This window comes from Mucilaginibacter rigui (genome assembly GCF_014773275.1).
GTDB classification, from domain to species: Bacteria; Bacteroidota; Bacteroidia; order Sphingobacteriales; family Sphingobacteriaceae; genus Mucilaginibacter; species Mucilaginibacter rigui_A.
Window position 1 is genome coordinate 339,251 of the sequence record NZ_JACWMW010000003.1, and the last position, 26,420, is coordinate 365,670.

Here is a 26,420-nt window from a genome sequence, read left to right on the forward strand (position 1 = left end):
ATGATGCTCATCACTGGCGATAGTGATACTGGTCAGTTAGTTTGACACCACAAGGGGTTATCTTTAAAGATTATCAAATAACAAACTCATGGAAGACCTCACTGATAACCTGTTGCCAACCCCAAAGCCCGAAGATTTTAACAAAATGGCTGTTTACTTGCAATCTCTCGGCGCAGCTGGCACCGTAACAGGTTCAAAACATTTACTGATTACCCCCGGCCTAAATATTTTGGTTGATTGCGGTTTGTTCCAGGGTGTAAAGGCTTTACGTGAAAAGAACTGGGAAAGGCCACCGGTTAACCCGGGCGAAATTGATGCAGTGATATTGACGCATGCGCATCTGGATCATTGTGGTTATATTCCTTTACTGGTAAAAAATGGTTACCGTAAAAATATTTATATGAGCCAGCCAACCCGGGATTTGACTGAATTGATATTGCGTGACTGTGCCAAACTACAGGAAGAAGATGCCGAAAAAGCTAACAGGCATGGTTATACCAAACACCATCCTGCCGAGGCGCTTTATACAGTAAAGGATGTGGAAACAGCACTGGCTTATTTTAAAGTTTCTGAAATACGTACCGTGATAAGCTTAAACGAGCAAATTAGCTTCAGTTTACATCCGAGCGGTCATATAGCCGGAGCATGCTCGGTTAAGATTAACTGTTATGGAAAAAAAATTGTTTTTTCAGGCGATATTGGCCGCCAGCATTCTGAATTATTACCGGCGCCCGAGGCTTTGCAGGATGCTGATTTTGTTGTGATGGAATCAACTTACGGCGACCGGTTACATGCGCAAACCAACACAGGCCAGGAACTGGCGCTGGTAATTAATGATACTATTTTTAATAAGGGCAACATATTGATTCCCTGTTTTGCCGTTGGCCGGGCACAGGAGGTTATGCACCTGATCTATCATCTGAAACAACAGAAACAAATACCGGCGCTCATCCCCGAATATTTGGATAGCCCGATGGCTGCATCAGCAGGTAAGGTATTACAGCATTATCCGGAATGGTTCACTATTGACGAGAAGGAATGTGCGCGGATGTTCAGCGGAGTAACTATTAACCATGATTATAAAAACACAGAGAAGATTATCCGCCGGAGTGGCAGCAAGATCATCATGGCAGCCAGTGGTATGCTAACCGGCGGCCGTGTGCTGGAGTACCTCAAGCATTATTTAGGCGATGCCCGTAATACGATTCTGCTTATTGGGTTTCAGGCAGAGGGTACACGCGGCAGGGCTCTGCTTAATCAGGGGCACGAAATCAAGATACATGGCCAATACTATCCTGTGAAGGCCCAGATCAGAGAAATAGAGGGCTTGTCTGCTCATGCCGATCAGACAGAACTGCTGGGTTGGGTGGGCCAGTTTGCAAAATCGCAGCCCCTGGTATTCCTGGTGCATGGCGAACCCTGCGCACAAGAATCATTACGAATAAAGATACAGGACGAATTGAAGCTAAAGGTGATTTTAATGAAGGAGTTTCAGAGAGAGTTTTTGTTTACTATAGGCCAGTAATGACCAGAATCACTAAAATAACTGATCCGAATTCCTGTGATGCAATCTATTGGAGTGTAATTTTGGGTAACCGATGGATGGAATTTATTCCTGTTTCGGTAAATGTTTCGCAGCATGGGCTTTATGCCGTTGATGGCGACATTACGGAACCGGAAACACCGGTTCCGTTTTTTTATGTTCAATTAATTACTAATTGCATAATTATACTGACCACAGTGTTATTCATAAACAACCTACTCTGAAATAAAATTGGGAGGGAAAATGAACAGGGCTTTTTGTTGATGGGCAAGCTCTTTTTTAGCATTGGATGCTCCAAAAAGCTGTGAAAAGAAATCCTGGTGATAATGTACCATAGCCAAAATATCTGCACCCGAAGTTTTGCAAAAGCTGTTTAGACGGGTCACTACATCCTTGCCTTTAATATCGTGATAACTGATTCCGTTAAAATTTAGGCCATTTACATATCGTTTAAATACAATTTCACTTAACAGGTCGGGTTCTTTTGATTTGTATACATCAATGTGTATAATATCAATTGTAAATCCAATTGTTCGCGCCAGGTCTGCCAGGCAGGTAAGTGCATTAATGTCATTTTTTTCATAGTTTGTAGCGAAAACGACTTTTTTTACCTCTTTCAGATCGGTATGTGAAGGTATAATTAGTACCGGAAGGCTCGATTTGTTGATAACTTTAAGTGTTTCCTGGCCTTCTAACAAGTGGTCGAACGCACTGCCTGAACTAGACCCCATTACAACAAATGCTATATTTTTTTCATTGATTATCTCTTTTACGTTTTTGCCTAAATCTCCTTCTCCTATCATACACTGAATGTTTACCGGGCTGTCCGCTTCAGGTTCCGCATCATTTTTTTTTAATGTTTCAGTTAATAGTTTAAGTTGTTCTTCACCCTCTGAAGCATACAGGGGAGGGGAATAAGGTAAACTCGCATAATATGGATCAATAGCCATCATTTCATAAGCGTGGTAAAGCAGCAAACCGGTATGGAGTTTTTTACTAAGCTGTACCGCATTTTTGGCGGCATGTTCGGCATTGTCCGAAAAATCTGTAAGAACCAAAATTTGTTTCATAATGATGTTTTTAACAGTGATGTGTTAAGCCTGCTTTTCATTTGATCAAATGTTGGAAGAATGTATTGATTAATAAATGATCTGTATCAGTATTTGAAATGTCCGGCCTGCGCACAGGTATATCGTGTTGACCAGGGCGTCGTTCTGAAATAATGAAAAAGGGCGATCTGTAACTGAACCGCCCCCTCCACAATGAAATGTTTAATATCTATCGCCAGCCACCGCCTGCAGACTGATATAAATTAACCGCGCTTAACAGCATATTACGCTTGATATTTGCCAGTTCAAGTTCAGCATCGAGCACACTACGTTGCGCCGTTATTATTTCGAGATAATTTGCCCGACCTACAACGTACAGATCGTTTGCTACGGATAAAGCGCTTTGCAGCGAGTGCAGTTCCTGCTGCTTAAGCTGATAAGCATGCCGATAGTTTTCTATCCCGTTTAAATTATTTGTGATTTCCTGGAAACCCGATAATATAGCCTTTTGATAGTTGTAAACCGCGATCTTACCTTCAGCAATGGTACGTGCATAATCTGCTTTTAGTGCTTTCCGGTTAAACAGTGGGGCTGTTAACCCGCCCAGTATGCCGTAAGTAAATGAGCCCGGGTTAAACAATAAACCCGCCCTGAAAGCATTGTAACCTACATAAGGCGTTAAGTTTAACGAAGGTAAAAAATTAGCTCTTGCAGCCTTAATGTCGGCGTTCAGGGCTGTTAGCTCCAGTTCGGCAGCGTGGATATCAGGGCGGTTAAGCAGCATTTGTGATGGTACCCCTGCAGATAAAGCCAAAGGCAAGGTAGCGGCAGTTATCGATGTATCACGTGGGATTGTACCGCTGTATTTGCCGGTTAAAAAATTAAGCTGATTTTCCGTTTCTTTTATTTGCTGTACGGTAGTGTATTGCAACCCTTTGGTTCGCAAAAGCTGCGCCTGAAATTGCTGTACGGCAAGTTCGGTAGCGCGGCCGCCAAGTTTCTGTATTTTTACTATTTCCAGTGCATTTTCCTGTAAAGCAATATTCTTTTTGATGATAGCCAGTTCGGTATCAGATGCCATAAGCTGGTAATAGAGGTTGGCTATTTGTGCTGTAAGCGATGTTACCACCAATTTATAGCCACTTTGGGTAGCCAGGAAACGGGCAAAGGCAGCTTTTTTTTGATTATTGAGCTTGCCCCAAAGGTCAACCTCCCATGAGCTTTGAAACCCCAGGAAATAGTTGGGCACCGGGTTGGGGATACGCTTATTGCCGCTAACATTTGGCGATAGGTTTGTATCATAATTACCCACTCCGTTTTGGGTATAGTCTCCATATTTTTCTACACCCGCATTTGCGGCTATGCTTACCTGGGGCAAAAGTTTAGAGGCATTAAAACGCAGATTGGCCCGCGCAACCTCTATTCGCTGCATAGCCGATAGCATATCGTAGTTATTGGTTAACGCGCTATCTATCAAATTGATGAGCCGTTGGTCTGAGAAAAATTGTTTGATAGGGAGGGCCGCAACAGATAGGGTATCGCGGCTGTTTATAAAAGTGTCGGGCAGGTGTACATCAGCTTTGGTAACTACAGTCTGGTAGCTTTTGCAACCGGCTGTAAGTACCAGCGCTATGCCTGCTATTAGCGTATATGATTTTGCTTTTTTAAGCGTCATGTTTATTCTATTTATTAAAAAATTCTACTTCTGGTTCGGTTAAGGGTTCTTCTGTTTTTGCTTTTTTTCGGGCAGCTATTCCTGCAAAAACCACATAAAGGCCGGGAATGAGTATCAACCCAAATATGGTGCCCATCAACATCCCGCCTGCAGATGCTGTACCAATAGAGCGGTTACCCAGTGCGCCTGCGCCATCGGCTATACATAAGGGTATCAACCCGGCAATAAATGCCAGCGATGTCATGAGTATGGGGCGTAAACGGGATACCGCTCCTTCTATGGCAGCCTTAAGTATGGTTGCACCCTCTTTTTGCCTTTGGATAGCAAACTCTACGATGAGGATTGCATTTTTACCTAACAATCCTATCAGCATAACCAAGGCAACCTGCGCGTAAATATTATTCTCTAAGCCTGTTATCTTCAGGAAAAAGAATGCACCGAATATCCCTGTAGGCAGGGAAAGTATCACCGGCAAAGGCAACAGAAAGCTCTCGTATTGTGCCGCCAATAGCAGGTAAACAAATACCAGGCAAATAGCGAAAATAAATATGGCCTGGTTGCCCGACAGGATCTGCTCACGGGTCATGCCCGACCATTCAAAGGCAAAGCCTTTTGGCAACGTTTCGCCCGCAACGCGTTCTATAGCTTTAATGGCATCACCGCTGCTATACCCGGCTGCTGCATCGCCGGTTATCATGGCTGATGTGTACATATTATAACGCGTTAACTGCTCGGGGCCAAAAACGCGTGTCATTTTTATAAAAGTAGAGAATGGAACCATTTCTCCCTTATCATTCTTAACCTGCAGGTTCAGCACATCTTCCGGTTTGGACCTGTACTCGGGCGAGGCCTGTACCATTACTTTGTACATTTGCCCGAAACGGATAAAGTTTGAGGCATAAAAACTACCCATTAAGGTTTGCAGGGTCGACATTGCTTTATCAATAGTTATACCTTTAAGCGCTGCTGTTTGCTGGTCTACCGATATCATGTACTGCGGAAAATTTGGGTCGAAACTGGTAAAAGCGCCTGATATTTCGGGTGCATTATTCAAGGCTTTTACAAAGTTTTTGGTGACCTCGGAAGCCTTTTGCAGATCGCCACGGCCACTGCGGTCAAGCATTCTGATCTCAAAACCGCTGGAGTTACCAAAGCCAGGCACTGTTGGCGGCGGGAAATATTGGATAGAGGCATCGCCTATATTACGGGTTTTGCTTTCCAGGTCGGCAACAATATCAGTTAAGGATTGCTTGCGTTCGTCCCATGGCTTCAGGTTGATCATAGCCATGCCGTATGATGCCCCGGCAACTTCGTTAACCAGGCTATAGCCAGACAAGGTTGAAACCGATTCTATGGCTTTGTTCGATCTTGTTCTGCGTTCTATCTCGGCTAATACTTTTTCGGTACGTTCAACGGTAGCGCCGGCTGGTGTGGTTACGTTTACGTACAGCATGCCCTGGTCTTCCGTTGGGATAAAGCCAGTTGGGAGTATAACACTAAAACCCCATGTTAAAGCAAAAAAAACAATCAGTATGGCAATGGTTAAACCCTTGCGCGGCGACAGCCACGTCATCAATCCCGAATACCTGTTTTGTAACTTGTTATATTTGTTATTAAACCCTGCAAAAAAACGTTGCACCCTGCTCATTTTTTTAGGCATTGGGTTGTGTTTCAGCATAAGGGCACATAAAGCCGGTGTAAGCGTAAGCGCATTTACGCCCGATATAACGATAGAGATAGCCAGTGTTAACGAAAACTGCCTGTAAAAAACCCCCACCGGGCCTGACATGAAAGCTACCGGCACAAACACTGCCGACATGACCAGGGTAATTGCTACAATGGCACCGCTGATCTCTTTCATAGCGCTGATGGTGGCGTCCATGGCGTTCATGTGCTGTTCAGACATTTTAACGTGTACAGCCTCCACAACAACAATGGCATTATCAACAACAATACCTATGGCCAGTACTAAAGCAAACAGGGTAAGCAGATTTATTGAAAACCCCAGCATTTGCATAAAAAACAACGAACCTATGAGGGCCACAGGTACTGCCAAAGCTGGTATGAGGGTGGAGCGGAAATCCTGAAGAAAAATATATACCACTATAAAAACCAGGATAAAAGCCTCAACAAGTGTACGTAATACTTCATGGATAGAGGCGTCTAAAAAGCGGGAAACATCATAGTTTACATTATAGTTCATGCCGGCAGGGAACGAGCTCTTTTTTAACTCGGCCATGCGTGTTTTGATGTTATTGATCACATCGCGGGCATTTGAGCCGGGACGTTGTTTGATCATGATGGAGGCGGAGGGCCTGCCATCTGTATTTGACACCATACTATAAGTTAGTGACCCAAATTCAACATCGGCGATCTGCTTTAGTTTTAAAACAGACCCTTCTTCTGCTCTTATCACGATATTCTCGTACTGTTTGGGCTCAAAGAATTTTCCGGGATAGCGCAGTACATATTGCAGTAGCTGCGGTGCTTTATCCGAGCTTTGCCCTGTTTTACCGGGGGCCGCTTCCACGTTTTGCGCCCGGATAGCTGCAATTACCTCATCAGCTGATACCTTGTAGGCTGTCATGCGGTCGGGCTTAAGCCATACCCGCATGGAGTATTCTTTTGCGCCCATGATCTCGGCGCGGCCAACACCATCAATACGCTTAAGTTCCTGCAATACGTTGATATCGGTAAAATTGTAGATGAATTTTTCATCCATGCCTTTGTCTTCACTCATAATGTTGAGGTACATCAGCATACTATTCACTTCTTTTTCGGTAGTAACGCCCGCTTTTATCACTTCCTCGGGCATTTCATCTATAATGGTTGATACACGGTTTTGTACGTTTACGGCGGCCTGGTCCGGATCAACGCCAACATTAAAATAGATCTGGATAACTGTAAGCCCGTCATTACTGCACACGGTAGACATATAGGTCATGCCGGGTACGCCGTTTATAGCCCGTTCCAAAGGTGTGGCAACGGCTTTTGCACACACTTCTGCATTAGCGCCTGTGTAATTGGCGGTAACTGTTACCGATGGTGGTACAATATCGGGGAATTGGGTAACGGGTAGGGTTAAAAGCGCCAGTACGCCCAACAGGGTAATAATTAAAGATATAACAAGCGACAGCACAGGCCGCTTTATAAAGGTCTCGAACATAAATGATTGGAAATTTGGTATACACTAAACCGTGGCGCTTTTCAAAGCGCCAACATTTAATTAAACAGGCTGCAATTATTGCATGGCTAAGCGGGTAGCCGGTTTGAGCGGTTTGGGTTTGATCACCATTCCATCGTTAACATTCTGCGTACCTTCAAACAAAACCTGATCACCGGCATTAAGCCCTTCTTTAACAATGTAATAGTGTGATACGCGGATTAGCGGTATGAAAGATTGCATGTGCAATTTGTTATTTTTATCAAGTACATAAACATAACTCTTGTCTTGTATATCAAAAACGGATTGCTGCGGAACCATAACAACACTATCGGCCCGGGTAGAGATATAGATCTTACCGGTAGCGCCGTGCCTTAATAAGCCTTGCGGGTTGGGAAAGCGAGCCCTGAAGTTTATCGAGCCTGTACTTTGTTCTATCTCGCTCTCTACTGTTTCAATATCACCTTGCTGGGCAAAGTCCAAACCATCGGCCAGTACCAGTTTTACCTTGTTGCTGGTTTTGCCGGGTGCAGTTTTAAGGTTGCGCACATATTGCAGGTACTCGTTTTCGGGAAAACTGAAGTAGGCATACATGGAACTGATATCTGAAAGGCTGGTAAGCAGTGTGCCTTCGTCTATTAAGCTACCAGCTTTAAGCGGTATCCTGTCAATAATACCATCAAAAGGGGCGCGTACAAGGGTGTACTCCAGGTGGTCCTGTGCGCTTTGCACCATGCTGCGGCTTTCTGCCACTGTTGCTTCAACAGCGTTTAATTTTGATTGGGCAACATCAAGCTCAGATTTTGATATTACTTTTTTTTCAACCAGCATTTTAACACGGCCAAGTTCTAACTCTGTGGCCTTCGCATCTGCTAATGCATTACTTAAAGCAGCCTTGGCCTGGTTGAGCTTAACTTTAAATTCCCTGTCGTTAATTTTAAATAAAGGTTGTCCCCGTTTTACGAATTTGCCTTCGTCAACATAAATATGTTCTAAAAAACCTCTTACCCGGTTGCGGATCTCTACATTTTTGATGGCCTGGATATCGGCTACATAAGGCTTTTCAATAACCGTGTCGCGTGTTGTTAATGTAATGACCGGCAGCTCTTGTAATTTTTCGGTTTTTGAATCTTTGGCTGTCGACGAGCAACCCGTGACAAATAGCGCAACTATAGCAGGCAGCAACAAGCCTGCGTATTTATATTTTTTCATTTTTTTTTGATGGTATAATATTCAACATCATGCACCATTTTGATGGTGCACATCATAAAGAATTTCGCTTTACTCAGCGTAAATGCGTGCTTATCAAAAAAAAAATTAAAACGGGCTTAACCTAAACAGGAAACTGTAGTATTTGGGGAGAGATGCTTTTGCAAAAGCAGTATTTTTTATGGTATTGAGTATTTTATAAGATACCCCTGTAAAGTCAAAAATAGTATTGAAGGGAGCCGGAACAGAAGTGCTGATATTACGGGAAACCAGGTATCTGCACTTTGTTGCTATTTTATGGTCGTGGTCATGGTCTTGATCGTTAAAAAGGCTTTCACCTATATCAATTATCGAATCAATTAACGTGCTTGATACGATACATTTACCACCGGGCACATCACAATTTATACCGTTTGCTGCAAACGGATTTAGGGCGTGGAAATATACAATTGAATTTATTATCCAAATGCAAATAACTGTATTTAAGCCCCTTTTTAACATGCTATTATTAACAATACAACAAACTTAAAACAAAAGTTTTAATAAAATATGGTTTTTTATATCATATTTTAAATTACAACTATTGCTATGTTGTCAAATATCTACACCTAAAGGATGGTGAGATATAAAGCACTACCTTTTATAAAGGCACTGATATTTTGGTGAAAATATTAATATAAAATTAAACAAAAGTACGTTTGTGTCTGCTGTACAACAAGATGCCAACGGCGTAAAAGTGATGTTTTACAAACCTTCATTGCGTCTTTTTATTTTTTTAGTGGTTGATTTTTGAAGGACGCAACAGGGGTTTGCGATTAGATAGAGTTTTGGAAGGTAATATAATTAAAAAAGCCCTGTAAATATTTAATTTACAGGGCTTTGTATTTTCTGCGGAGAGCTAGGGATTCGAACCCCAGGACCTGTTACAGTCAACAGTTTTCAAGACTGCCGCAATCGACCACTCTGCCAGCTCTCCGGGGACAAAAGTACAAATCCGGGGCGAATTGCCAAACTTCATGTTAACTTTTTTTTAATTAATTGTAAGCGGTTGGTAGTCATTGGGTTATTTACCCAAATCGTCTGTTTTTTTGCTTCGGAAGGTGTTGAAACGCGGTTTTGAGATGCGAATGGTGCGCTTTGAAAGGTCAACACTGGCGTTTAATTCAAAGCCAATGAGCAATATCATGGAGTTTAGGTACATGTATATCATCACCACAATGAGCGTACCTATTGCGCCATAAACAGTGTTGTATGATGAGAAGTTGTTGGTGTAATATGTAAACCCTACTGAAGTTAATATCGCCAGCGAGGTGGCCAGGATAGAACCGGGGTTAATAAATTTCCATTTTTGCTTGTTTGACGGGCCGTAACGGTACAGTATGCAAATGCTTGTAAAAAATATTACCAGTATAATAAGCCACCGCGAAAAAGCGATGAGCCAGAACCAAAATCTGGCTTCGCTATTGAGTTCGTCCTTTATAAACCCTATAACCCATTGCCCCGCTATCATAATAACAATGGCTATAAGCAGCGCCACGCTTATAACAATTGTTAACACAAGGGCTATAAAGCGCCTTTTAAGCCAGCTGCGTGTTTCAAGTATCAGCGATGATTTATTAAAGGCCTGCATTAAATTACTTACGCCGTTGGTGGCAAAGTACAAAGCTGTTATAAAACCAATAGAAAGCAGTTTGCCGTTTTGGCGTGCAATTATATCAAAAATGGTATCATGGAAAGCATTATAGGCGTTTGAGGGCATTATTAAAGCAAAAAGGTCCAGCAGGCTTTTCTGAAAACCTTTTATAGGTATGTAAGCTATCAGGGTAAATAAAAATATAATGGCCGGGAAAAGCGCAAGCATAAAGTTATAAGCCAGGGCCGCCGCACGGTTAGCCAGCGATGTTTTCTGGATCTCCAGTATAAAAAAAACGATAACCGTGTAAAGTGGCAAGGGCCTAAAGCCGGGGATGTAAACCGTTTTGGCCCAGTCGGTAATAAACTGGTAAAACTTAAAATGCAGTAAAAATCGATGGGCCCATTTCATTATGGCTAAAATTACTCAAAAAAAGGCTTTAGTTTTTCCATAAAATCGGCAGGGGGCAGGCAGGGGCGGTTGCTCTTCATGTTGATGAAGGCCAGTAGTGTTTCGCCAATATGTATCAGTTCCTGCTTTTCGTTAAACAATTCGTACCTGAAATGGATCTTAACCCCCGGCATCTTATCCATAATTACGTTGATGGTAATTTCCTCATCGTACCGGGCGGGTTTAAGGTATTTACATTTCAGCTCAAGCACCGGCATCATAATGCCCGATGCTTCCATGCCGCTGTATGTTAAGCCCAGGCTGCGCAGCATCTCTACACGGCCTACTTCAAAAAACTCGGCATAGTTGCCATAGTACATGTAGCCCATTTGGTCGGTTTCGCCGTAGCGCACCCTTAGTTTGGTAGCATTCTCAAACATTAGCGTTTAATATTCCTGTCGTTAAGGGCTTGCTGAAATGCCTTGGCATTAACTCTGTGCTCGGCCTCGTTAGTAGCAAAGGCATGGTAGCCGCTAAAATCTGCTTTTGCACACATGTAAAGGTAATCAGTCTTCTTGTAATCAAGTACAGCGTTAATGGCATTTACCGACGGCATCATGATGGGGCCGGGGGGCAAGCCTTTATACATATATGTATTGTACGGCGAATTTGTCATTAAGTCGCGGTTAAGCACGCGTTTAATTGTAAAATCATTTACCGCAAATATCACGGTAGGGTCTGACTGCAGCTTCATGCCTTTGTTAAGGCGGTTTAGGTAAAGGCCTGCAATTAAAGGCATTTCATCATCATGTAAGGCCTCAGCATCAACAATAGATGCTAAAACAGATACCTCTTGTGGGGTCAATTTCAGTTCCGCAGCTTTTTGTTTACGCCCGGGCGTCCAAAACTTTTCATAGTTGGCATACATGCGCTTAAAGAATTTCTCGGGCGATGTGTTCCAGTAAAGCTGATACGAGTTAGGGATAAATACCGTGTAAATATTATCGGTAGTAAAACCGTACTGTTCTGCAAATTTTGCCGAATCAAGCAAGCGGATTATCGAAACAGAATCAGCCTCTATCTTTTTAGACACAAACCCGGCAAACTGGTCCTTCAGCCTGATGTTATGAAACGCCAGGGTTACCGGTTCCTGGTTGCCCGATTTTAGCATATTGATGAAATTGCGGTTGCTCATGCCGCTTTTAAGGCGATACTTGCCCGGTTTAACCTTCACATATTTCATGCTTTGTGCCGATTGCAGAAATGATGTAGTATCCTTCACTATACCTTGCTCATTTATAGTTTTAAATACATCTTTAAGGGTCGATCCTGTTTTGATGTACAGGTATTCCTGCTTATCGGTAACATTTGGGCCAAAAAAGCGCAGGTAATAAAATATGCCGGTGCCGGCTAATGATAATACGATGATGACCACCAGCGCTATCCAAAATTTTTTCATATAAGGTTATGAGGGGTGTTGTTTTTATCTGTTTAGTTTTTGCAGGGCTTTCAGTCCGCCTTTAAAATTTACCACGTGGGTAAATCCGGCCTCTGCTAAAATGGCCAGCGCGGTTTCGCTGCGGATACCTGCACTGCAAATAACGATTATCTCGTCGGTTTTGTTGTAAAAAATGCTGTTAATATTCTGTTTAAGCTTACCAACCGGCATGTTTTGCCCGCCAATATTAAAGGTATGGTATTCAATAGCCTCCCTAACATCAAGCAGGTTTAAAGTTTCGCCGTTGTGTATGCGTTGCTGCAATGTTGCCGCATCAATTTGGAACATTACTTGGTTTGCCTTGTGATACCGTAAGGTTAATACGCGTGCCGATGCTGGTTTTACTTAACGAATCGCTCCGCATAGGCGATTGTGAAACCACCACTACGTTGGTAGAATCGGTTATCGAGCCCTCGTAAGTTATGGTACCAACGGTTAAGCCTGCACCTTTTATAGAGAACCTTGCGGCATCCAGGTCAAGGTTTAGCAACTCGGGGATATCCACCTCGCTTGCACCTTCGCCATTACCCAGCACTAGGTCAAGCTTGGAGCCTTTTGGTATTTTGGTTCCCGGTTTTATGATCTGGCCGCCAAAGCGCACCTCCAGCACACGGTCGCGGGCAATGTCCGACCGGTAGGAGGTATCGCCAACCTTAAGGCCGTAGTTTGATAGGGTGGCCACCGCTTCGCGGTAAATACTTTGCTCGGTTATCAGGTCGGGCAGGGCAACAGGTGGTGCCAGTTGCGTAACCATGGTTAAGTATATGGTACGGTTCTCTTTAACGTTTGTACCGGCATCCGGGTCTTGTTCTAAAATAGTGCCGGGAGCCTGGTCGGGCACGTAAACCGAATCAATTTTATAGCTAAAACCCTGCTCTTTCAGCAGTTCCATTGCTTTGTCTACATTAAGGCCTTTAAGCACGGGCACCTGTATGCCCTGGCCATGGCGGGTGTAAGAGCTAAGGCTGAAAAAGGCTATTAAAACAATGCCGATGATGGTAGCTATCACCAAAAGGATGGTGTTTCTGAATTGCCTGGTTTTTAAATATGCCCAAAAATTACTCATTCGTTTTATAAGGAAATTTAGTTTCAAACATAGGGATTTAATTTCAGATTTTAGATTTGCGATTTGGGACTTGAATGATGTGGAATAGAAATTATTGATGGTTGGAGGGCGGTTTTAAGGGTATATATTCAGTTGTTATGGCGTTGCCTGCGGCCCGGTCTATTCGTTGATACTGAACGGACCTTAGGCGAGGGGCCAGTATCCGCTGCAACCTAATATGGAAACTTTACAGCCGGTGTTCGGTTTTATTAAGCGAAAAATAACAACCCTCCCGCGGCAATTGAGCGGCCGATTATTAGCGTACACAAAGCATAAGAGGTGCCGAAATAAATTAGTCATAAAAGACGCTCCCTCATTTCGACTACAAAATCCCTCAATTAGGCTACAAACAGGTAACCACGCTTGCCCACCTTTGTTGTGTTATTTAAACATAAGAGATCATGACACAACAAAAAGAAAATTCAAATAAGGTTTGGTTCATTACAGGCGCTTCACGTGGGTTTGGCCGAGTTTGGGCCGATGCCGCGCTTAAACGTGGGGATAAAGTTGCTGCAACCGCACGCAATTTGGCAAGCATTGCCGACCTGCAAGACAAATACGGCGAAAACGTGCTGACGCTGGAACTCGATGTAACCAAACCCGGGCAGGCAAAAGCAGCGGTAGAACAGGCTCACGCACACTTCGGCAGGCTGGATATTGTACTGAATAATGCAGGCTATTCCCTGGTAGGTACTATTGAGGAAGCGAGTGCCGACGATGTTAAAGCGATGTATGAAACCAATATTTTTGGCACACTTGCCGTTATACAGGCGGCTTTACCTTTATTGCGTAAGCAGGGTAGTGGCCACATTTTGGGTACATCCAGTAACCTTGGCCATGTAGTATTGCCGGTAATTGGCTACTACTGCTCATCAAAATGGGCGTTCGAGGCTATACACGAAAGCCTGGCGGCAGAGGTTAAAGATTTTGGCATCAAAGTAACCATTATTGAGCCCGGCGCGTATGCTACCGAATTTGGCAGCCAGGAATCATTGAAATTTGCGCCCGGCATGGATATTTATGCCGATTATAAAGAGCAGTTTTTCGGAAATTTAAGGAATTTGGAAAGGGGCGACCCCGAGGCCACGCCGCAAGCACTATTCCAGGTTGTTGATGCCGAAAACCCGCCGCTTCGGTTCAATCTGGGCAGTCATAACCTGGCATGGACACGTGGCGCTTATGAAGAACGTTTGGCCCTGTGGGAGCAATGGGATGCCGTTTCCAGCTCGGCCCAGGGCGTAGCTAAATAAAGAACCCATTATAACCGGCAACTAAATTGGTTGCCGGTTATGGTTATATTTGTTATTGAAATGAAGAAAGACGAGAAAAGCCCGCTTAAATTTGAAACACTCTCTGATGCCCACAGGGTTTTTGGTTTGCCTCAGCCAAAGCATCCATTAATCAGCATGATCAACGGGGCGCCTGCCTGGCCCGGGCTGCACCAATCATCGCAACAGCATGTACTTGGGTTTTATAAAATATCATACAAGCCAAAACTTGGCGGCAAATTAAAGTATGGCCAGGGTTATTATGATTTTGATGCAGGCGGCCTGCTGTTTGCTTCGCCCGGCCAGGTAATGGGTAGTGTAGAAAACGGGGAGGTAGTATGTTCCCAATATACCTTGCTCATCCATCCTGATTACTTTTTAGGTTATTCGCTGGCTAAGAAGGTAAAACAGTATGGCTTTTTCTCGTACACAGCCAATGAAGGCCTGCACCTGTCTGACCAGGAAAAGGAAACTATTATTTCCGTTTTTAAGATGATAGACGAAGAATTGAACAGCAGGATAGACGACCTTAGCCACGATGTGATCATTTCTCAGATTGGACTTTTGCTAACCTACGCCGATCGTTTTTATAAACGGCAGTTTATTACCCGTAAGGCTGTAAGCAGTAACCTGCTGCAACAACTGGAAGGTGTTTTGGAAACCTATTTCGCAGATGAAAGATCCCTCAGCGCAGGCATCCCAACGGTTCATTATCTTGCCGAAAAACTGAACCTGTCGCCAAGTTATTTGAGCGATATGCTGCGCTCGCTCACCGGGCAAAACGCGCAGCAGCATATCCACCAAAAGCTTATCGAAAAGGCGAAAGAAAGCTTGTCTACTACCAGCCTATCGGTAAGTGAGGTTGCCTATCAGCTGGGGTTCGAGCATCCGCAATCGTTCAGTAAGCTGTTCAAAACAAAAACCAACCTGTCGCCGCTGGAGTTTCGGAGGTCTTTTAATTAACAGTCCATTCCCCGGCAGGCGTGATAGGCGTATTTAAGTTATGCGGAAGCAATCTTTTTTACTGCTTTCGACAAGCGGAATGCGGCAAGCAGGTAATAAAAGGCGCCAAAAGCAGCGTATCCGCCCAGGCTTGTAATTCCTTTTGTGGGGTCGTGTGCCAGCAGGATAAAAGAAGTACCAAACGCGCACCGAAGAATTCCTGTTTTTCTCGCACGAGCAACGCTATACCAGGTTGCTGGATTGTTGGGTTTTGCTTGAAAAATAGTATCAAAAAACCACGTAAAACTACGTGATTTTAAAATAGTTATAGGTTTCTTGCTTTTTAATAAATAGGTTTATAACACTAAGTAATAAAACCTATGTCAACCTTTCGTATCTCCACTGATGCCTGTTTGGCATCTTTAACAACGGGCAACCCAGTGCGGCAAACGCACTTCAACAATATATTAATGAAATTTTTTTAGCATTTGATGTAGCTTATAAAAAGCCACGCCCATCCTGTAATGATATATTAAATACCTGAGGGTATAGCAATAAAGAAACTTCTCGCGAAAGTAAAGGAGCATGCACTTTAAAAATACATGCAGCCAAAATTGCCGGGGCGTGGTTACGGCAAAGATAAACTAATTATAAAATTTTTATTTATGTCGAAATTTATGAAACTCAGCGAGCTGAGATAAAGATTGTATTAAGTAGATTACGTAACCGGGTGGGCCTTTCGACGGAGTAAATCCGAACTGTGAGGGGACTTCCGGTACCGATGATTACTATTGCTGCAGCGCACATTCTACAATCTTTTTAGGAAATACTGATTGTTTAAGTGCATTGGCTTCTTGTAACGGGTCTATGATAACTAACGATCCTGAAAGGTGTAATAATTAATCAATAATTAGCAGGCAGAAACCCTGCCTGCTAATTTATTTAAGTGTTTTATAATGAAATATTACCTGCACATATTTTTGTTTTTAGCTGTTTGTTTCATTTTCTCTTGTAAAAGAAAATCATCCATTCTAATTTCAGGGGCTGTTGATAGCCTTGATGCAACGATGGTTAGGGTTACCAATACCGATTTTACTATTACCTATGATTCGACCTTTGTGATAAATAATTCATTTAAGATCAATATTGAACTGCCGGAGAATGGATTTTATAAATTAGATTTTTCGAGTAAAACCCCGTACAAAAAATATCCATGGAGCCACTCCTGTTTGTTTTATGCAGATAGCAAAGCTTCATACTCTTTTAAAGCTTCCGGGCCTTCAGAAATTTTACAAAATAGATATAACTTTAGTTCAAATTCAGATACTCAGAATAAACTTAATGAATTTTATAAACTGGTTTCTCTTAAAAGCGATACTATATGGCATCAAAAAATGTATTACCTAAATTTATCGGATCGTGCGCTTGCGAAGGGAAGTGATAGTTTATACCGTAAATACCTTGATACAGTAAGCCGGATACAGGATTATTTAAAAAAAGCTTATTTAACAAGCATTCATCAATATATCCCCGAAAACAAAAACACTTTAATAACCCCCTATTTGATAAGCAGCGTACCTGATTTATTTGAGCGATATAATTTTTACAAGAAAGTTTTAGATGATTTAAGCCCGGCCGTAAAGCAAACAAAATATTATGATGAAGCTAACGGTCTTTTACTGGCGATAAAAAACTTATACATAGGCGCCCATTCACCACCTTTGTATGGCCAAAACGGCAACGAATTTGAGGTAAACTATGCCGGCAAAAAAGTGATATTAATAGATTTTTGGGCATCTTATTGCGCACCATGCCGGCAGCAGATACCAGATATGAAGAAGCTGTATGATCAATACGAAAATAAAGGCTTTGATATTATTTCAGTTTCTATTGATGAAGACCCATTGAAATGGGGCAGGGCATCAAAGCAGGACTCAATCCCCTGGCATAATATTGCCGAGTTAACAGATCAAAGCAATTCAAAAAACATTAAAAACTTTGTTGTTAAAAGCATCCCGGCCAACTATGTACTAAATAACAAAGGTGAACTTATTGGGCGCAATGTTGAGTTGGATAGCCTGGAAAAAATACTTAAGAAGATAGAATAGGTTTCAGGTAAAACTTGCGGGACAGCCCCGGTAGCATAGTTTTTTTAATTCCTTTGGCAGCTGGCTGCCAAAGGATTAATTTACTCACTTTCGGTACATACTCAAATTTGTAGAAAACTGTTTATGAGAATATTGATAAGGTTACCTTTTTTAATAATTGCAATGTTTACTTTGTCATGTAAACACAGTGCCAACGTGACCATAACCGGTAGTTTGGATAGTGCTGAGGGTACAATAGTTAAAATAGAGGATGCCAACCATCCTATTGCATACGACTCAACTACTGTAAAAAATGGGAAATTCAACCTTACTATTTCGTTGCCCGATGAGGGGTTTTACGAATTGGTTTTTTATACTCAAACACCAGCATCAGACAAAGGGAGGTGGGTGCATCAAATAGTATTTTATGCTGAAAATTTAAAAAAACATGTGTTCTCGGCAAATGGGCCAACAGCTTTGAGCTATAATTATAATTGGCAATCATCCTCATATAATCAAAATAAATTAAAAGAGTTTAATGCTCTTGTTAAGTTAAAAAGAGATACTTTACAACACAAAAGAAAATATTATCTTAATGAGGCGGATAAGGCACTAAATGCCGACAAAAATATTGTATATAATGCATATTTGGATTCTGCCACCAAAGCCGAGGATGAAATAAGGAATGCTTATTTGTATGCTACACATCAGTTTATACGCAGTAACCCAAATACTGTTGTAACGCCTTACTTAATTACTGAAGTGTATGATATGTTTGAGAATTATGCTTTATACAAAAAGGCAATGGCTACACTAAGCCCAATAGCTAAAAACAACAAATATTATAAAGAGGCCGATGCGCTTTTACAATCAGCTCAAAAAATAAATATCGGTACTGTGATCCCGCAGTTAGCAGGCAAAACCCTTAACGGATCTGATTTTAAAATGAATTATACAGGTAAAAAGATTATCCTGTTAGATTTTTGGGCATCTTATTGCGCACCATGCCGGCAGCAGATACCGGATATGAAGAAGCTGTATGATCAATACAAAAATAAAGGCTTTGATATTATTTCAGTTTCTATTGATGAAGACCCATTGAAATGGGGCAGGGCATCAAAGCAGGACTCAATCCCCTGGCATAATATTGCCGAGTTAACAGATCAAAGCAATTCAAAAAACATTAAAAACTTTGTTGTTAAAAGTATCCCGGCCAACTATGTACTAAATAACAAAGGCGAACTTATTGGACGCAATGTTGAGTTGGATAGCCTGGAAAAAATACTTAAGAAGATAAAATAGGTTTGAGGTAAAACTTGTAAAGTTAATGGTATTGAAAACAAAGTTCTTTTTACTTCTGCTGGTTGTTCCTTTAGCCGGTTACTCTCAAAGTAACTTACTTATAAAAGGTACCGCCACACTGTTAAAAGATGGGACTGAAATTAAGCTGTCAAAAAAGCTTCCGAAACGATTAGCAGATGAAAAGCCTCTTATAACAAAAATAAAGGATCATAAATTTGAGTTTTCCGTACAAACAAATGGCAGCATTCTTTATACTCTATCTAATGGAAAAGGTGGTAGCCAGTTGTTTTTATGCCCCGGGCAGGCAACAATCCTTGTGAGGGATTCGATCGTAAGAAACGTATCCGTTACTGGTAACTCAACCGCACTTGATTATCAAAAATATCACGCTTTATTAGATACAGTTAGCTTATACGAGAAATATGGTAGGGCAAGAGCAGATTATTATAACTATACACGTAACAACCACAATATTGATAGTGCTATACTAAATGCTAAAATACAAAAGAGAGATGCTTTGTTAATCCTATTAAACGATCAGCTATTAGATTTAAGTTTAGGTTGGATAAAACAACACCCCAATTCCCCTATAAATCCGTTCGTTTTGTATGGCCAGATTACATACATGCCTGAGGATGATTTCAGGAAATCCTATTATTCATTAGCTGCATCTCAAAAAAAGGATATTTGGGCAAAAGAATCAAAATACATGATTGATAGCCTGTTTATTGGCGGGATAGCGCCGTCAGTATCAGAAACTGACGCGAAGGGAAATATAGTAACCCTTTCAAGTTTCCGTGGGAAATATGTGCTGCTTGATTTTTGGGCAGCCTGGTGTATTCCATGTAGGGAAGAAAACCCCAACGTGGTGAAAGCAGCAGAAAAATATAAAGGTCAAAATTTTACTGTGTTGAGTATCTCATTAGATGATGACAAAACTGCATGGCTAAAAGCGATTGAAAAGGATGGTTTAGGCTGGACACATCTATCTGCATTAAAAGGCTGGAATGACGGTATTTCTAAAAAGTATTATGTTTCATCCATACCTGCTAATTTTTTGATAGACCCTAATGGAAAAATTGTTGCCAAAAACATCCGGGGTGAGGAATTGAATAAAACGCTAAGCATGTTATTAAGTAAAGAAAAATAGGTTAACAAACCAGCGAGCTGAGATAAATATGTAATTGGTGGGCTATATGGAGGTGGGCATACTTAACCGGGAGAGCCGGGTGACTCTGGAAACGTAAAACATGGCACATGCTCTGGTAAAAAAACCGACAATTACACATGGACATGCGTTTGTAATTGGGGCGGTTACCAAACAACCAATGGAGGCACTAACTGCAATGTGTAAATTTTTAGCCAGTGGTGCAAACCACTGGCTGATTTAAAAAATAAAAATGAAAACCATTAAATTATTGCTTTTTGTAACTGTTGTATTTTTTAGTTGTAAAAGAATTGAACCGCAGGGACTAACTATAAATTTATCTACCTTGAAAAAAACATCAAGGCTTAAGATTGTGATGTCTGAATTTAAATTTAACAATACTTCTACAACATGGAACTGGACTAAATTAGAAAGTATTTTTATTGACAAAAATGCCATTCAAGGAGAGTTCAAATGGCCTGTTGAATATAAAAATAAATTTGTTGCTGAATTTGAAATCTATAATGCCGGAGGGAAAATCATCGCTTCTTCCAATGATTTTATCTATTCACAAGCAAGTTTAATTGCAGAAAATGATCCTAAGTCCAAAATTATTAACGCAAACGGATATGAAGATGCGGTAATAATGGCTGTAAAAGGAGGCGAAAATAACTTGTATGCAAATAAAAGCTTTTTATCTCCACCAAAAATCCGTTCATCTGGAAATTTCCTTTCAAAAATCAAGAACACTAAAACCTTAAAAAACGACAATTCTACAGTGTACCAGCAATGGAAGGCTTATGAGGAGAATGTTATCAATCAAGTTGAAAAATATCCGGATTATTATTACACCATGCACAATTTGATCGATGTTGTGAGCATGATAAGTAATGCAACCTTAGAAAAATGTATTTCGAAAATAGATGCAAATCTATTGAAAACAGACGAGGGCAAATTTTTAACTACCTATTTAAATAATTCTAACAAATTAGTGATCGGATCAAAATTTCCCGATTTCAAGGTTAACAACGGCGAAAAAGACGTGGATGCAAAATCACTGCTTATAAAAGGCAAATATTATTTCATAGATTTTTGGGCGAGCTGGTGTGGGCCTTGCCGGGAACAGATGCAACATTTGAAAACCGTATATAGTAAAATTGACACCAATAAGGTCCAGTTTGTGTCACTAAGTGTGGATATAAAGCAAGAAAATTGGGTTAAAGCCTCCAAAGCTGAAAATTTAAAATGGCCGAGCTATCTTCAAAGTACTCAGCCCGATCAGAATTTGTTTGTGCTTTTTTGTCTGCGTTCTATACCACAGAATATTTTAATTGATAAAACCGGGACCATCATCAATAAAAACCTAACTGAAAACGAATTAGACAACTTTCTTAAAGCAGATAAGTAACAGCATTCCTCGCTATTGAACGGGCCGATCTTTAGCTTTCACCAATTACAGGAGGTGCCGAAATAAATTGAGCATGGCGGGAAATGCCACACCAACAAAACCAAAAAAAACTATCTTTGGCTATCATGAAAACCATAAACGTAGCCCTTTTGGCCGGTGGCTTTACCGGCGAGTATGAAGTATCTATTAACAGTGCCAAAAATATTGCAGCCAATTTAGATGTAAGCAAATACAACGTGTACACCATACTGATAAACCGCCACGAATGGGTTTATGAAACCGGCGACCAGCGCATTAATATGGACAAGAACGACTTTAGTGTAACTGTTAATGGTGAAAAGGTAAAGTTTGATTTTGCGTTTATCACCGTGCATGGTACACCCGGCGAGGATGGTAAGCTGCAGGGCTACCTGGATATGATAGGCATACCGTATAATACCTGCGATGCTACCACATCGGCCATTACCATGAACAAGGCTTATACCAAAGCCATTGTGAATGGCATACATGGTTTGCATGCTGCCAAATCTATCCAGTTGCACCAACGCGACGAGCATGATACCGCTACTATTGCCTCAACGCTGAAATTCCCGCTGTTTATTAAGCCAAATAATGGCGGCAGCAGCGTAGGCATGAGCAAGGTTTATAATGTAGGCGGCCTGCACGAGGCTATTACAAAGGCGTTTAAGGAAGATTCGCAGATATTGATAGAAGAGTTTATAAAAGGCCGCGAGTTTAGCATAGGGATAGCCCGCTTAAACGGTAAAATTACCGTACTGCCCGCTACCGAGATCATTAGCTCGAAGGATTTTTTCGACTACGAAGCTAAGTATACCCCGGGTGTATCAGAAGAAATTACCCCCGCCGACCTGCCGGGAGATAAGGTGCAGGAGATAGCCGATATAGTTACCCAGGCATACCTTCGGTTAAACTGTCGCGGTATGGTGAGGATAGATTTTATATTGTTAGAGGGCACCCAGGAGTTCTATTTTATTGAAGTGAACACCACCCCGGGCCAATCTGCAAACAGTTTGATACCACAGCAGGTGAGGGCAGCAGGTATGAGCGTTACAGACTTTTACGGGCAGCTTATTGAAGGCGCTATGTAGGCGTTTAAGAGATATTTTATAGTTTTTTTGGACGTTCAAGGCCGTTTTAAGGGCGTTTTGGGGCGTTTTAAGGCCGTTTTTTGGTCGTGTTTTTACATACTCTTGTTGTTGGTTATGTTTGAATTTTGTAACTTTGCCTTATGGCAGTTACAGAAACGATAGAAGATTTTTACAAGCAAAAGTTTAACTGGCTACCCGATAACCTGGGCCAGGATATTGGCCACTTTAATGTATTTAGGTTGGAAGATTGTTACCGGCCGGATGCCAAGCCTATAGTTTACGCACGCCGCGATTTTTATAAGATCAGTATGGTGCGTGGTAAAAACGTTGTGCACTATGCCGATAAAAGCATCGAAATTGACGGTTGTACGCTGGTTTTCTTTAATCCTACTGTTCCATATACATTTGAGCATCATAGCGATATCCGCTCGGGGGCGTTCTGTATCTTCAGGGAATCGTTTTTTACAGAGATGCTGCGCCGTAATATACAGGAGCTGCCCATGTTTGGGCCAAACGGTACCCCCACATATTCATTAAACGCCGAACAGGAGGTATACGTAAGCCAGGTGTTTGACAAGATGCTGGGCGAAATAAATTCTGATTACCGTTTTAAATACGATCTGCTGCGCAACTACCTCACCGAGTTAGTGCACTATGCTTTAAAGATACAGCCGCAAGAGGTTCTGTATCAGCACCCTGATGCTAATTCGCGCATTACATCTATATTCACCGAGCTGCTGGAGAGGCAGTTTCCGATAGAAACGCCTTCGCAGCGGTTTAACCTGCGGTCGGCAAAAGATTTTGCTGATAAGCTGGCCGTTCATGTAAATCACCTCAATAGGGCTATTCGCCAAACCACGGGTAAAACCACTACCCACCATATCTCAGAGCGTTTGACGAGCGAAGCCAAAGCTTTGCTAAGGCACACCAACTGGAATGTATCTGAAATAAGTTATTGCCTTGGCTTTGAAGAACCTGCGCATTTTAACAATTTCTTTAAAAAACAAACCAGTTCAACGCCTTCTTCTTATAGGTCTGTTTGAATTTTGTAGTTATTTGTTTGAATCGTGCAAACGCTTGGGTGTACCATTGTTTTAATTTTGTAACATGCAAAACACCAATATTACAAACAAAACAAAAACATGGTTTATTACAGGCGCATCTAAAGGGTTCGGGCTCAGCCTGGTAAAGCAATTATTGGCTAAAGGCCAAAACGTAGCAGCAACATCACGTAATCTGGCCGAATTGGTCATAGCTGTAGGCTCAACCGCCGAGAATTTTTTACCACTTGAGGTTGACCTCACCAATGAGGATAGTGTAGGCTGCGCTATGCACAAAACAAAAAAGGCGTTTGGGCGCATAGATGTTGTTATCAACAATGCCGGTTACGGTATTGGCGGCAGCATCGAGGAGTTAACCGATGATGAAACCCATGCCAACTTTAACGTAAATGTATTTGGTACACTGAATGTTATCCGTATGGTAATGCCTTATATGCGCTATCAGCAATCGGGCCACATCATTAACATCTCGTCAATAGCAGGCATTGCACCGGGCACGGGCTGGTCTGTTTACGCGGCTACAAAATTCTCTATAGAGGGGCTATCAACCGTTTTGGCCGAGGATGTGCGCGAGTTTGGTATCAAGGTAACCGTTGTGGCACCCGGTGCTTTCCGCACCAGCTTTTTAACGCCCGAATCGTTAATAATAGCTAAAAACCCGATGGAAGAGTACACTGCAGTAAGGGCAAGCCACAGCAAATACCTGCAAATGGACGGCCAGCAAGCCGGAGACCCTGAAAAAGCAGCCACAGCCATTATCAATGTAGCCTACCAGGAAAACCCGCCGCTACACCTGCTGTTAGGTGCTGATGCCTATGACCGTGCCATGGCGCAACTCGAAAAGCTGGAAAAGGAGTTTCGCTTTAACGAAGAGTTGAGCAGATCGATGGCATATAGCGCGTAAAAGTCACCCCTTGGTTACTGTTTGAAATTTGCAATTTCATTAAAAAAATGAGCGGCTTAAAACGGCCTTAGAACGCCCCTAAAACGCCCCAAAACGGCCTTAAAACGTCTTTAAGTAGCGTTGAGTTGCCCGTGTACACCCTTGAAACGGATGCAATGACCTTCGCCGAAAGCCTTAGCTAATAGAGTGAAAAACTATCTAAAAAAACATATAACATGAACAATCAAAAAGTATGGTTTGTAACCGGTGCCTCAAAAGGCCTGGGACTAAGCCTTGTAAAACAATTACTAAATAAAGGATATAACGTAGCTGCAACATCGCGCAGCATTACCGACCTGGAAAAAGCGGTAGGCAAAACAGAAAGCTTTTTACCACTGGCTGTAAATATTGCCGATGAGCAAAGCGTAAATGAAGCCATCAGCCAAACCATTAGCCTTTTCGGTAAGATAGATGTGGTAGTTAACAATGCAGGCTACGGCCTTGTAGGCGGGCTTGAAGAGTTAAGCGATGCGGAAGCACGCGCTAATTTCGATGTAAACGTATTTGGCTCGCTAAACGTTATCCGTGCTGCTATGCCGCATCTGCGTGCACAGCAATCGGGGCATATATTCAATATCTCATCAATAGGCGGCTTTACCGGCAACTTTCCGGGTTTTGGCATTTACTGCGCTACCAAGTTTGCGGTACAGGGTTTTACAGAATCGTTAGCTGCCGAAATAAAGGCATTTGGTGTAAAAGCAACCATCGTTTCGCCGGGTTACTTCAGGACAAATTTCCTGAACCCAGATTCGTTAAGTGTACCTAAAAAAGAGATTGCCGAGTATAAAGCAGTACGGGATGTACAGGCGGCCCATCAGCATGATATTAATGGTAACCAGGCAGGCGACCCTGAAAAAGGCGCAGCAGCCATTATTACCGTTGCCGAGGCCGCAGAAGCACCTATGCATTTGTTTTTGGGCCAGGATGCATATGATATTGCCTACCAAAAAATGAATGATGTAAAAGCCGACCTGGAAAACTGGAAGGAACTAAGTACTTCTACAGGGTTTACTGTGGCAAGCTAAGGTATAATTGTTCAAGGTGATTTTTATAAAGTAAAGCCCATCTATATTACAGATGGGCTTTGCTATTTACCCCCTTTTCATTGAATATAGTGGCCCATAAGAATAAAATGAGGCTGAACAACTGTATAGGTTTTATGTTGTTGCTGTATGGATTTTACAATTGAACTGGAGGATATCATCAGTATGGTGATGTCTGTTGTGTGCGGTGGCATAATAGGCTTTGAGCGGGAATACAAAAATAAATCGACCGGGTTCAGAACCATAGTGTTAATAACACTTGGCTCAACCATATTCACCATCGTATCAAGGCACGGTGCCGGCGCGGATGACAGGATCTCGGCCAACATAATTACCGGGATAGGCTTTATAGGTGCGGGGGTAATATTTAAAGATAGGATGTCGGTAATGGGGTTAACCACTGCCGCTGTAATATGGACGGCTGCTGCCATAGGCATGACAACCGGTATCGGCTATCATTCGCTGGCATTTGTGTTTACTATTATTACCATGATCATACTGGTTTTGGTAGATAAAGTGGAATTCCTGATAAGCCGGATGAATAAGAATAAAATGCTTAACATTAGTTTTAACAGCGCAGATATAACCCAGCTACAAGCCCTTGAAGAAGTGATAAAAAGGCATCATCTTAAAAGCAAACGCATTGAATTATTTAAGAACGAAGAAGTGCTTTGTGTGGTGATGAACATAACCGGTATAAAAAAGAATGTAGACCTTTTAAGCGAAGAAATGGTTAATATGAGCGAAATTAAAAGTTTTCATTAAGGATAAAGGTAGGTCCACGATAGGTGACTCTCACGTGTGTCTGCTATGTATGTCATGGTGAGCCCGTCGAACCATTAGTC

Annotated in this window: 22 protein-coding genes and 1 tRNA gene; 12 read left to right on the forward strand and 11 right to left on the reverse strand. The window is 42.0% G+C overall.

Translation table 11 applies throughout. From position 1 onward, the window contains the following. Positions 1-88: 88 nt before the first annotated feature. Positions 89-1,525: an MBL fold metallo-hydrolase RNA specificity domain-containing protein gene (locus IDJ75_RS14960; protein ID WP_224746617.1), complete on the forward strand. Its 1,437-nt coding sequence runs from the start codon at positions 89-91 to the stop codon at positions 1,523-1,525. Between the two features lie 233 nt (positions 1,526-1,758). Here IDJ75_RS14960 and IDJ75_RS14965 read toward each other — a convergent pair whose 3' ends face one another. From IDJ75_RS14965 to IDJ75_RS15015, 11 genes are all read right to left on the reverse strand, one after another. Next, entirely contained in the window at positions 1,759-2,613 is an 855-nt protein-coding gene (locus IDJ75_RS14965; protein WP_191176437.1) for a universal stress protein, read from the reverse strand. Positions 2,614-2,821: 208 nt separating this feature from the next. Further along, complete coding sequence (locus IDJ75_RS14970; protein WP_191176438.1) at positions 2,822-4,267, reverse strand: TolC family protein; 1,446 nt, start codon at positions 4,265-4,267, stop codon at positions 2,822-2,824. A 7-nt stretch (positions 4,268-4,274) separates the two neighbouring features. Continuing rightward, the gene (locus IDJ75_RS14975; protein WP_191176439.1) at positions 4,275-7,433 is read right to left on the reverse strand and encodes an efflux RND transporter permease subunit; all 3,159 of its coding nucleotides are present in this window, start codon (positions 7,431-7,433) and stop codon (positions 4,275-4,277) included. Between the two features lie 75 nt (positions 7,434-7,508). Further along, positions 7,509-8,642 carry an efflux RND transporter periplasmic adaptor subunit gene (locus tag IDJ75_RS14980; RefSeq protein WP_191176440.1) on the reverse strand — a complete coding sequence of 378 codons (1,134 nt, stop codon included), beginning with the start codon at positions 8,640-8,642 and terminating at the stop codon, positions 7,509-7,511. Positions 8,643-8,747: 105 nt separating this feature from the next. Further along, positions 8,748-9,140 carry a hypothetical protein gene (locus IDJ75_RS14985; protein WP_191176441.1) on the reverse strand — a complete coding sequence of 131 codons (393 nt, stop codon included), beginning with the start codon at positions 9,138-9,140 and terminating at the stop codon, positions 8,748-8,750. A 390-nt stretch (positions 9,141-9,530) separates the two neighbouring features. Beyond that, positions 9,531-9,615 (reverse strand) — tRNA-Ser (locus IDJ75_RS14990). Positions 9,616-9,702: 87 nt separating this feature from the next. Continuing rightward, positions 9,703-10,683 (reverse strand): YihY/virulence factor BrkB family protein, encoded by a 981-nt coding sequence (locus IDJ75_RS14995; protein WP_191176442.1) that lies wholly within the window; start codon positions 10,681-10,683, stop codon positions 9,703-9,705. An 11-nt stretch (positions 10,684-10,694) separates the two neighbouring features. Then, positions 10,695-11,102 (reverse strand): acyl-CoA thioesterase, encoded by a 408-nt coding sequence (locus tag IDJ75_RS15000; protein ID WP_191176443.1) that lies wholly within the window; start codon positions 11,100-11,102, stop codon positions 10,695-10,697. Then, a complete protein-coding gene (gene mltG, locus IDJ75_RS15005) occupies positions 11,102-12,121 on the reverse strand; it encodes an endolytic transglycosylase MltG (RefSeq protein WP_191176444.1) in 1,020 nt (339 codons plus the stop codon). The genes IDJ75_RS15000 and mltG overlap by 1 nt, the downstream gene beginning before the upstream one ends. 24 nt (positions 12,122-12,145) lie before the next feature. Continuing rightward, positions 12,146-12,448 carry a rhodanese-like domain-containing protein gene (locus IDJ75_RS15010; protein ID WP_191176445.1) on the reverse strand — a complete coding sequence of 101 codons (303 nt, stop codon included), beginning with the start codon at positions 12,446-12,448 and terminating at the stop codon, positions 12,146-12,148. Beyond that, positions 12,435-13,226 (reverse strand): PASTA domain-containing protein, encoded by a 792-nt coding sequence (locus tag IDJ75_RS15015; protein ID WP_191176446.1) that lies wholly within the window; start codon positions 13,224-13,226, stop codon positions 12,435-12,437. The genes IDJ75_RS15010 and IDJ75_RS15015 overlap by 14 nt, the downstream gene beginning before the upstream one ends. A 440-nt stretch (positions 13,227-13,666) precedes the next feature. Here IDJ75_RS15015 and IDJ75_RS15020 point away from each other — a divergent pair, with 440 nt between their 5' ends. The 11 genes from IDJ75_RS15020 to IDJ75_RS15070 all read left to right on the forward strand — a co-directional run bounded on the left by IDJ75_RS15020 (position 13,667) and on the right by IDJ75_RS15070 (position 26,340). Next, positions 13,667-14,515, forward strand: a complete 849-nt coding sequence (locus IDJ75_RS15020; protein ID WP_191176447.1) for an SDR family NAD(P)-dependent oxidoreductase — start codon at positions 13,667-13,669, stop codon at positions 14,513-14,515. Between the two features lie 39 nt (positions 14,516-14,554). Next, positions 14,555-15,496 (forward strand): helix-turn-helix domain-containing protein, encoded by a 942-nt coding sequence (locus tag IDJ75_RS15025; RefSeq protein WP_224746618.1) that lies wholly within the window; start codon positions 14,555-14,557, stop codon positions 15,494-15,496. Between the two features lie 935 nt (positions 15,497-16,431). Next, the gene (locus tag IDJ75_RS15030; RefSeq protein ID WP_191176448.1) at positions 16,432-17,583 is read left to right on the forward strand and encodes a TlpA family protein disulfide reductase; all 1,152 of its coding nucleotides are present in this window, start codon (positions 16,432-16,434) and stop codon (positions 17,581-17,583) included. 162 nt (positions 17,584-17,745) lie between these two features. After that, a complete protein-coding gene (locus IDJ75_RS15035; protein ID WP_191176449.1) occupies positions 17,746-18,864 on the forward strand; it encodes a TlpA disulfide reductase family protein in 1,119 nt (372 codons plus the stop codon). Between the two features lie 25 nt (positions 18,865-18,889). Continuing rightward, positions 18,890-20,014, forward strand: a complete 1,125-nt coding sequence (locus IDJ75_RS15040; RefSeq protein WP_191176450.1) for a peroxiredoxin family protein — start codon at positions 18,890-18,892, stop codon at positions 20,012-20,014. A gap of 250 nt (positions 20,015-20,264) precedes the next feature. Next, entirely contained in the window at positions 20,265-21,419 is a 1,155-nt protein-coding gene (locus IDJ75_RS15045) for a TlpA family protein disulfide reductase (protein WP_191176451.1), read from the forward strand. 125 nt (positions 21,420-21,544) lie between these two features. Then, entirely contained in the window at positions 21,545-22,528 is a 984-nt protein-coding gene (locus tag IDJ75_RS15050; protein WP_191176452.1) for a D-alanine--D-alanine ligase, read from the forward strand. Between the two features lie 140 nt (positions 22,529-22,668). After that, positions 22,669-23,571 carry a helix-turn-helix domain-containing protein gene (locus IDJ75_RS15055; RefSeq protein WP_191176453.1) on the forward strand — a complete coding sequence of 301 codons (903 nt, stop codon included), beginning with the start codon at positions 22,669-22,671 and terminating at the stop codon, positions 23,569-23,571. 64 nt (positions 23,572-23,635) lie between these two features. Next, entirely contained in the window at positions 23,636-24,493 is an 858-nt protein-coding gene (locus IDJ75_RS15060; protein ID WP_191176454.1) for an SDR family NAD(P)-dependent oxidoreductase, read from the forward strand. Positions 24,494-24,708: 215 nt separating this feature from the next. Beyond that, positions 24,709-25,557: an SDR family NAD(P)-dependent oxidoreductase gene (locus IDJ75_RS15065; protein WP_191176455.1), complete on the forward strand. Its 849-nt coding sequence runs from the start codon at positions 24,709-24,711 to the stop codon at positions 25,555-25,557. Positions 25,558-25,704: 147 nt separating this feature from the next. Beyond that, the gene (locus IDJ75_RS15070; protein ID WP_191176456.1) at positions 25,705-26,340 is read left to right on the forward strand and encodes an MgtC/SapB family protein; all 636 of its coding nucleotides are present in this window, start codon (positions 25,705-25,707) and stop codon (positions 26,338-26,340) included. Positions 26,341-26,420 lie beyond the last annotated feature (80 nt).

Bases quoted from the DNA above. Each gene is read 5' to 3' on its own strand.
- IDJ75_RS14960 (WP_224746617.1), top strand. From the start codon at position 89: ATGGAAGACCTCACTGATAACCTGTTGCCAACCCCAAAGCCCGAAGAT.
- IDJ75_RS14965 (WP_191176437.1), bottom strand. From the start codon at position 2,613: ATGAAACAAATTTTGGTTCTTACAGATTTTTCGGACAATGCCGAACAT.
- IDJ75_RS14970 (WP_191176438.1), bottom strand. From the start codon at position 4,267: ATGACGCTTAAAAAAGCAAAATCATATACGCTAATAGCAGGCATAGCG.
- IDJ75_RS14975 (WP_191176439.1), bottom strand. From the start codon at position 7,433: ATGTTCGAGACCTTTATAAAGCGGCCTGTGCTGTCGCTTGTTATATCT.
- IDJ75_RS14980 (WP_191176440.1), bottom strand. From the start codon at position 8,642: ATGAAAAAATATAAATACGCAGGCTTGTTGCTGCCTGCTATAGTTGCG.
- IDJ75_RS14985 (WP_191176441.1), bottom strand. From the start codon at position 9,140: ATGTTAAAAAGGGGCTTAAATACAGTTATTTGCATTTGGATAATAAAT.
- IDJ75_RS14995 (WP_191176442.1), bottom strand. From the start codon at position 10,683: ATGAAATGGGCCCATCGATTTTTACTGCATTTTAAGTTTTACCAGTTT.
- IDJ75_RS15000 (WP_191176443.1), bottom strand. From the start codon at position 11,102: ATGTTTGAGAATGCTACCAAACTAAGGGTGCGCTACGGCGAAACCGAC.
- mltG (WP_191176444.1), bottom strand. From the start codon at position 12,121: ATGAAAAAATTTTGGATAGCGCTGGTGGTCATCATCGTATTATCATTA.
- IDJ75_RS15010 (WP_191176445.1), bottom strand. From the start codon at position 12,448: ATGTTCCAAATTGATGCGGCAACATTGCAGCAACGCATACACAACGGC.
- IDJ75_RS15015 (WP_191176446.1), bottom strand. From the start codon at position 13,226: ATGAGTAATTTTTGGGCATATTTAAAAACCAGGCAATTCAGAAACACC.
- IDJ75_RS15020 (WP_191176447.1), top strand. From the start codon at position 13,667: ATGACACAACAAAAAGAAAATTCAAATAAGGTTTGGTTCATTACAGGC.
- IDJ75_RS15025 (WP_224746618.1), top strand. From the start codon at position 14,555: ATGGTTATATTTGTTATTGAAATGAAGAAAGACGAGAAAAGCCCGCTT.
- IDJ75_RS15030 (WP_191176448.1), top strand. From the start codon at position 16,432: ATGAAATATTACCTGCACATATTTTTGTTTTTAGCTGTTTGTTTCATT.
- IDJ75_RS15035 (WP_191176449.1), top strand. From the start codon at position 17,746: ATGTTTACTTTGTCATGTAAACACAGTGCCAACGTGACCATAACCGGT.
- IDJ75_RS15040 (WP_191176450.1), top strand. From the start codon at position 18,890: ATGGTATTGAAAACAAAGTTCTTTTTACTTCTGCTGGTTGTTCCTTTA.
- IDJ75_RS15045 (WP_191176451.1), top strand. From the start codon at position 20,265: ATGAAAACCATTAAATTATTGCTTTTTGTAACTGTTGTATTTTTTAGT.
- IDJ75_RS15050 (WP_191176452.1), top strand. From the start codon at position 21,545: ATGAAAACCATAAACGTAGCCCTTTTGGCCGGTGGCTTTACCGGCGAG.
- IDJ75_RS15055 (WP_191176453.1), top strand. From the start codon at position 22,669: ATGGCAGTTACAGAAACGATAGAAGATTTTTACAAGCAAAAGTTTAAC.
- IDJ75_RS15060 (WP_191176454.1), top strand. From the start codon at position 23,636: ATGCAAAACACCAATATTACAAACAAAACAAAAACATGGTTTATTACA.
- IDJ75_RS15065 (WP_191176455.1), top strand. From the start codon at position 24,709: ATGAACAATCAAAAAGTATGGTTTGTAACCGGTGCCTCAAAAGGCCTG.
- IDJ75_RS15070 (WP_191176456.1), top strand. From the start codon at position 25,705: ATGGATTTTACAATTGAACTGGAGGATATCATCAGTATGGTGATGTCT.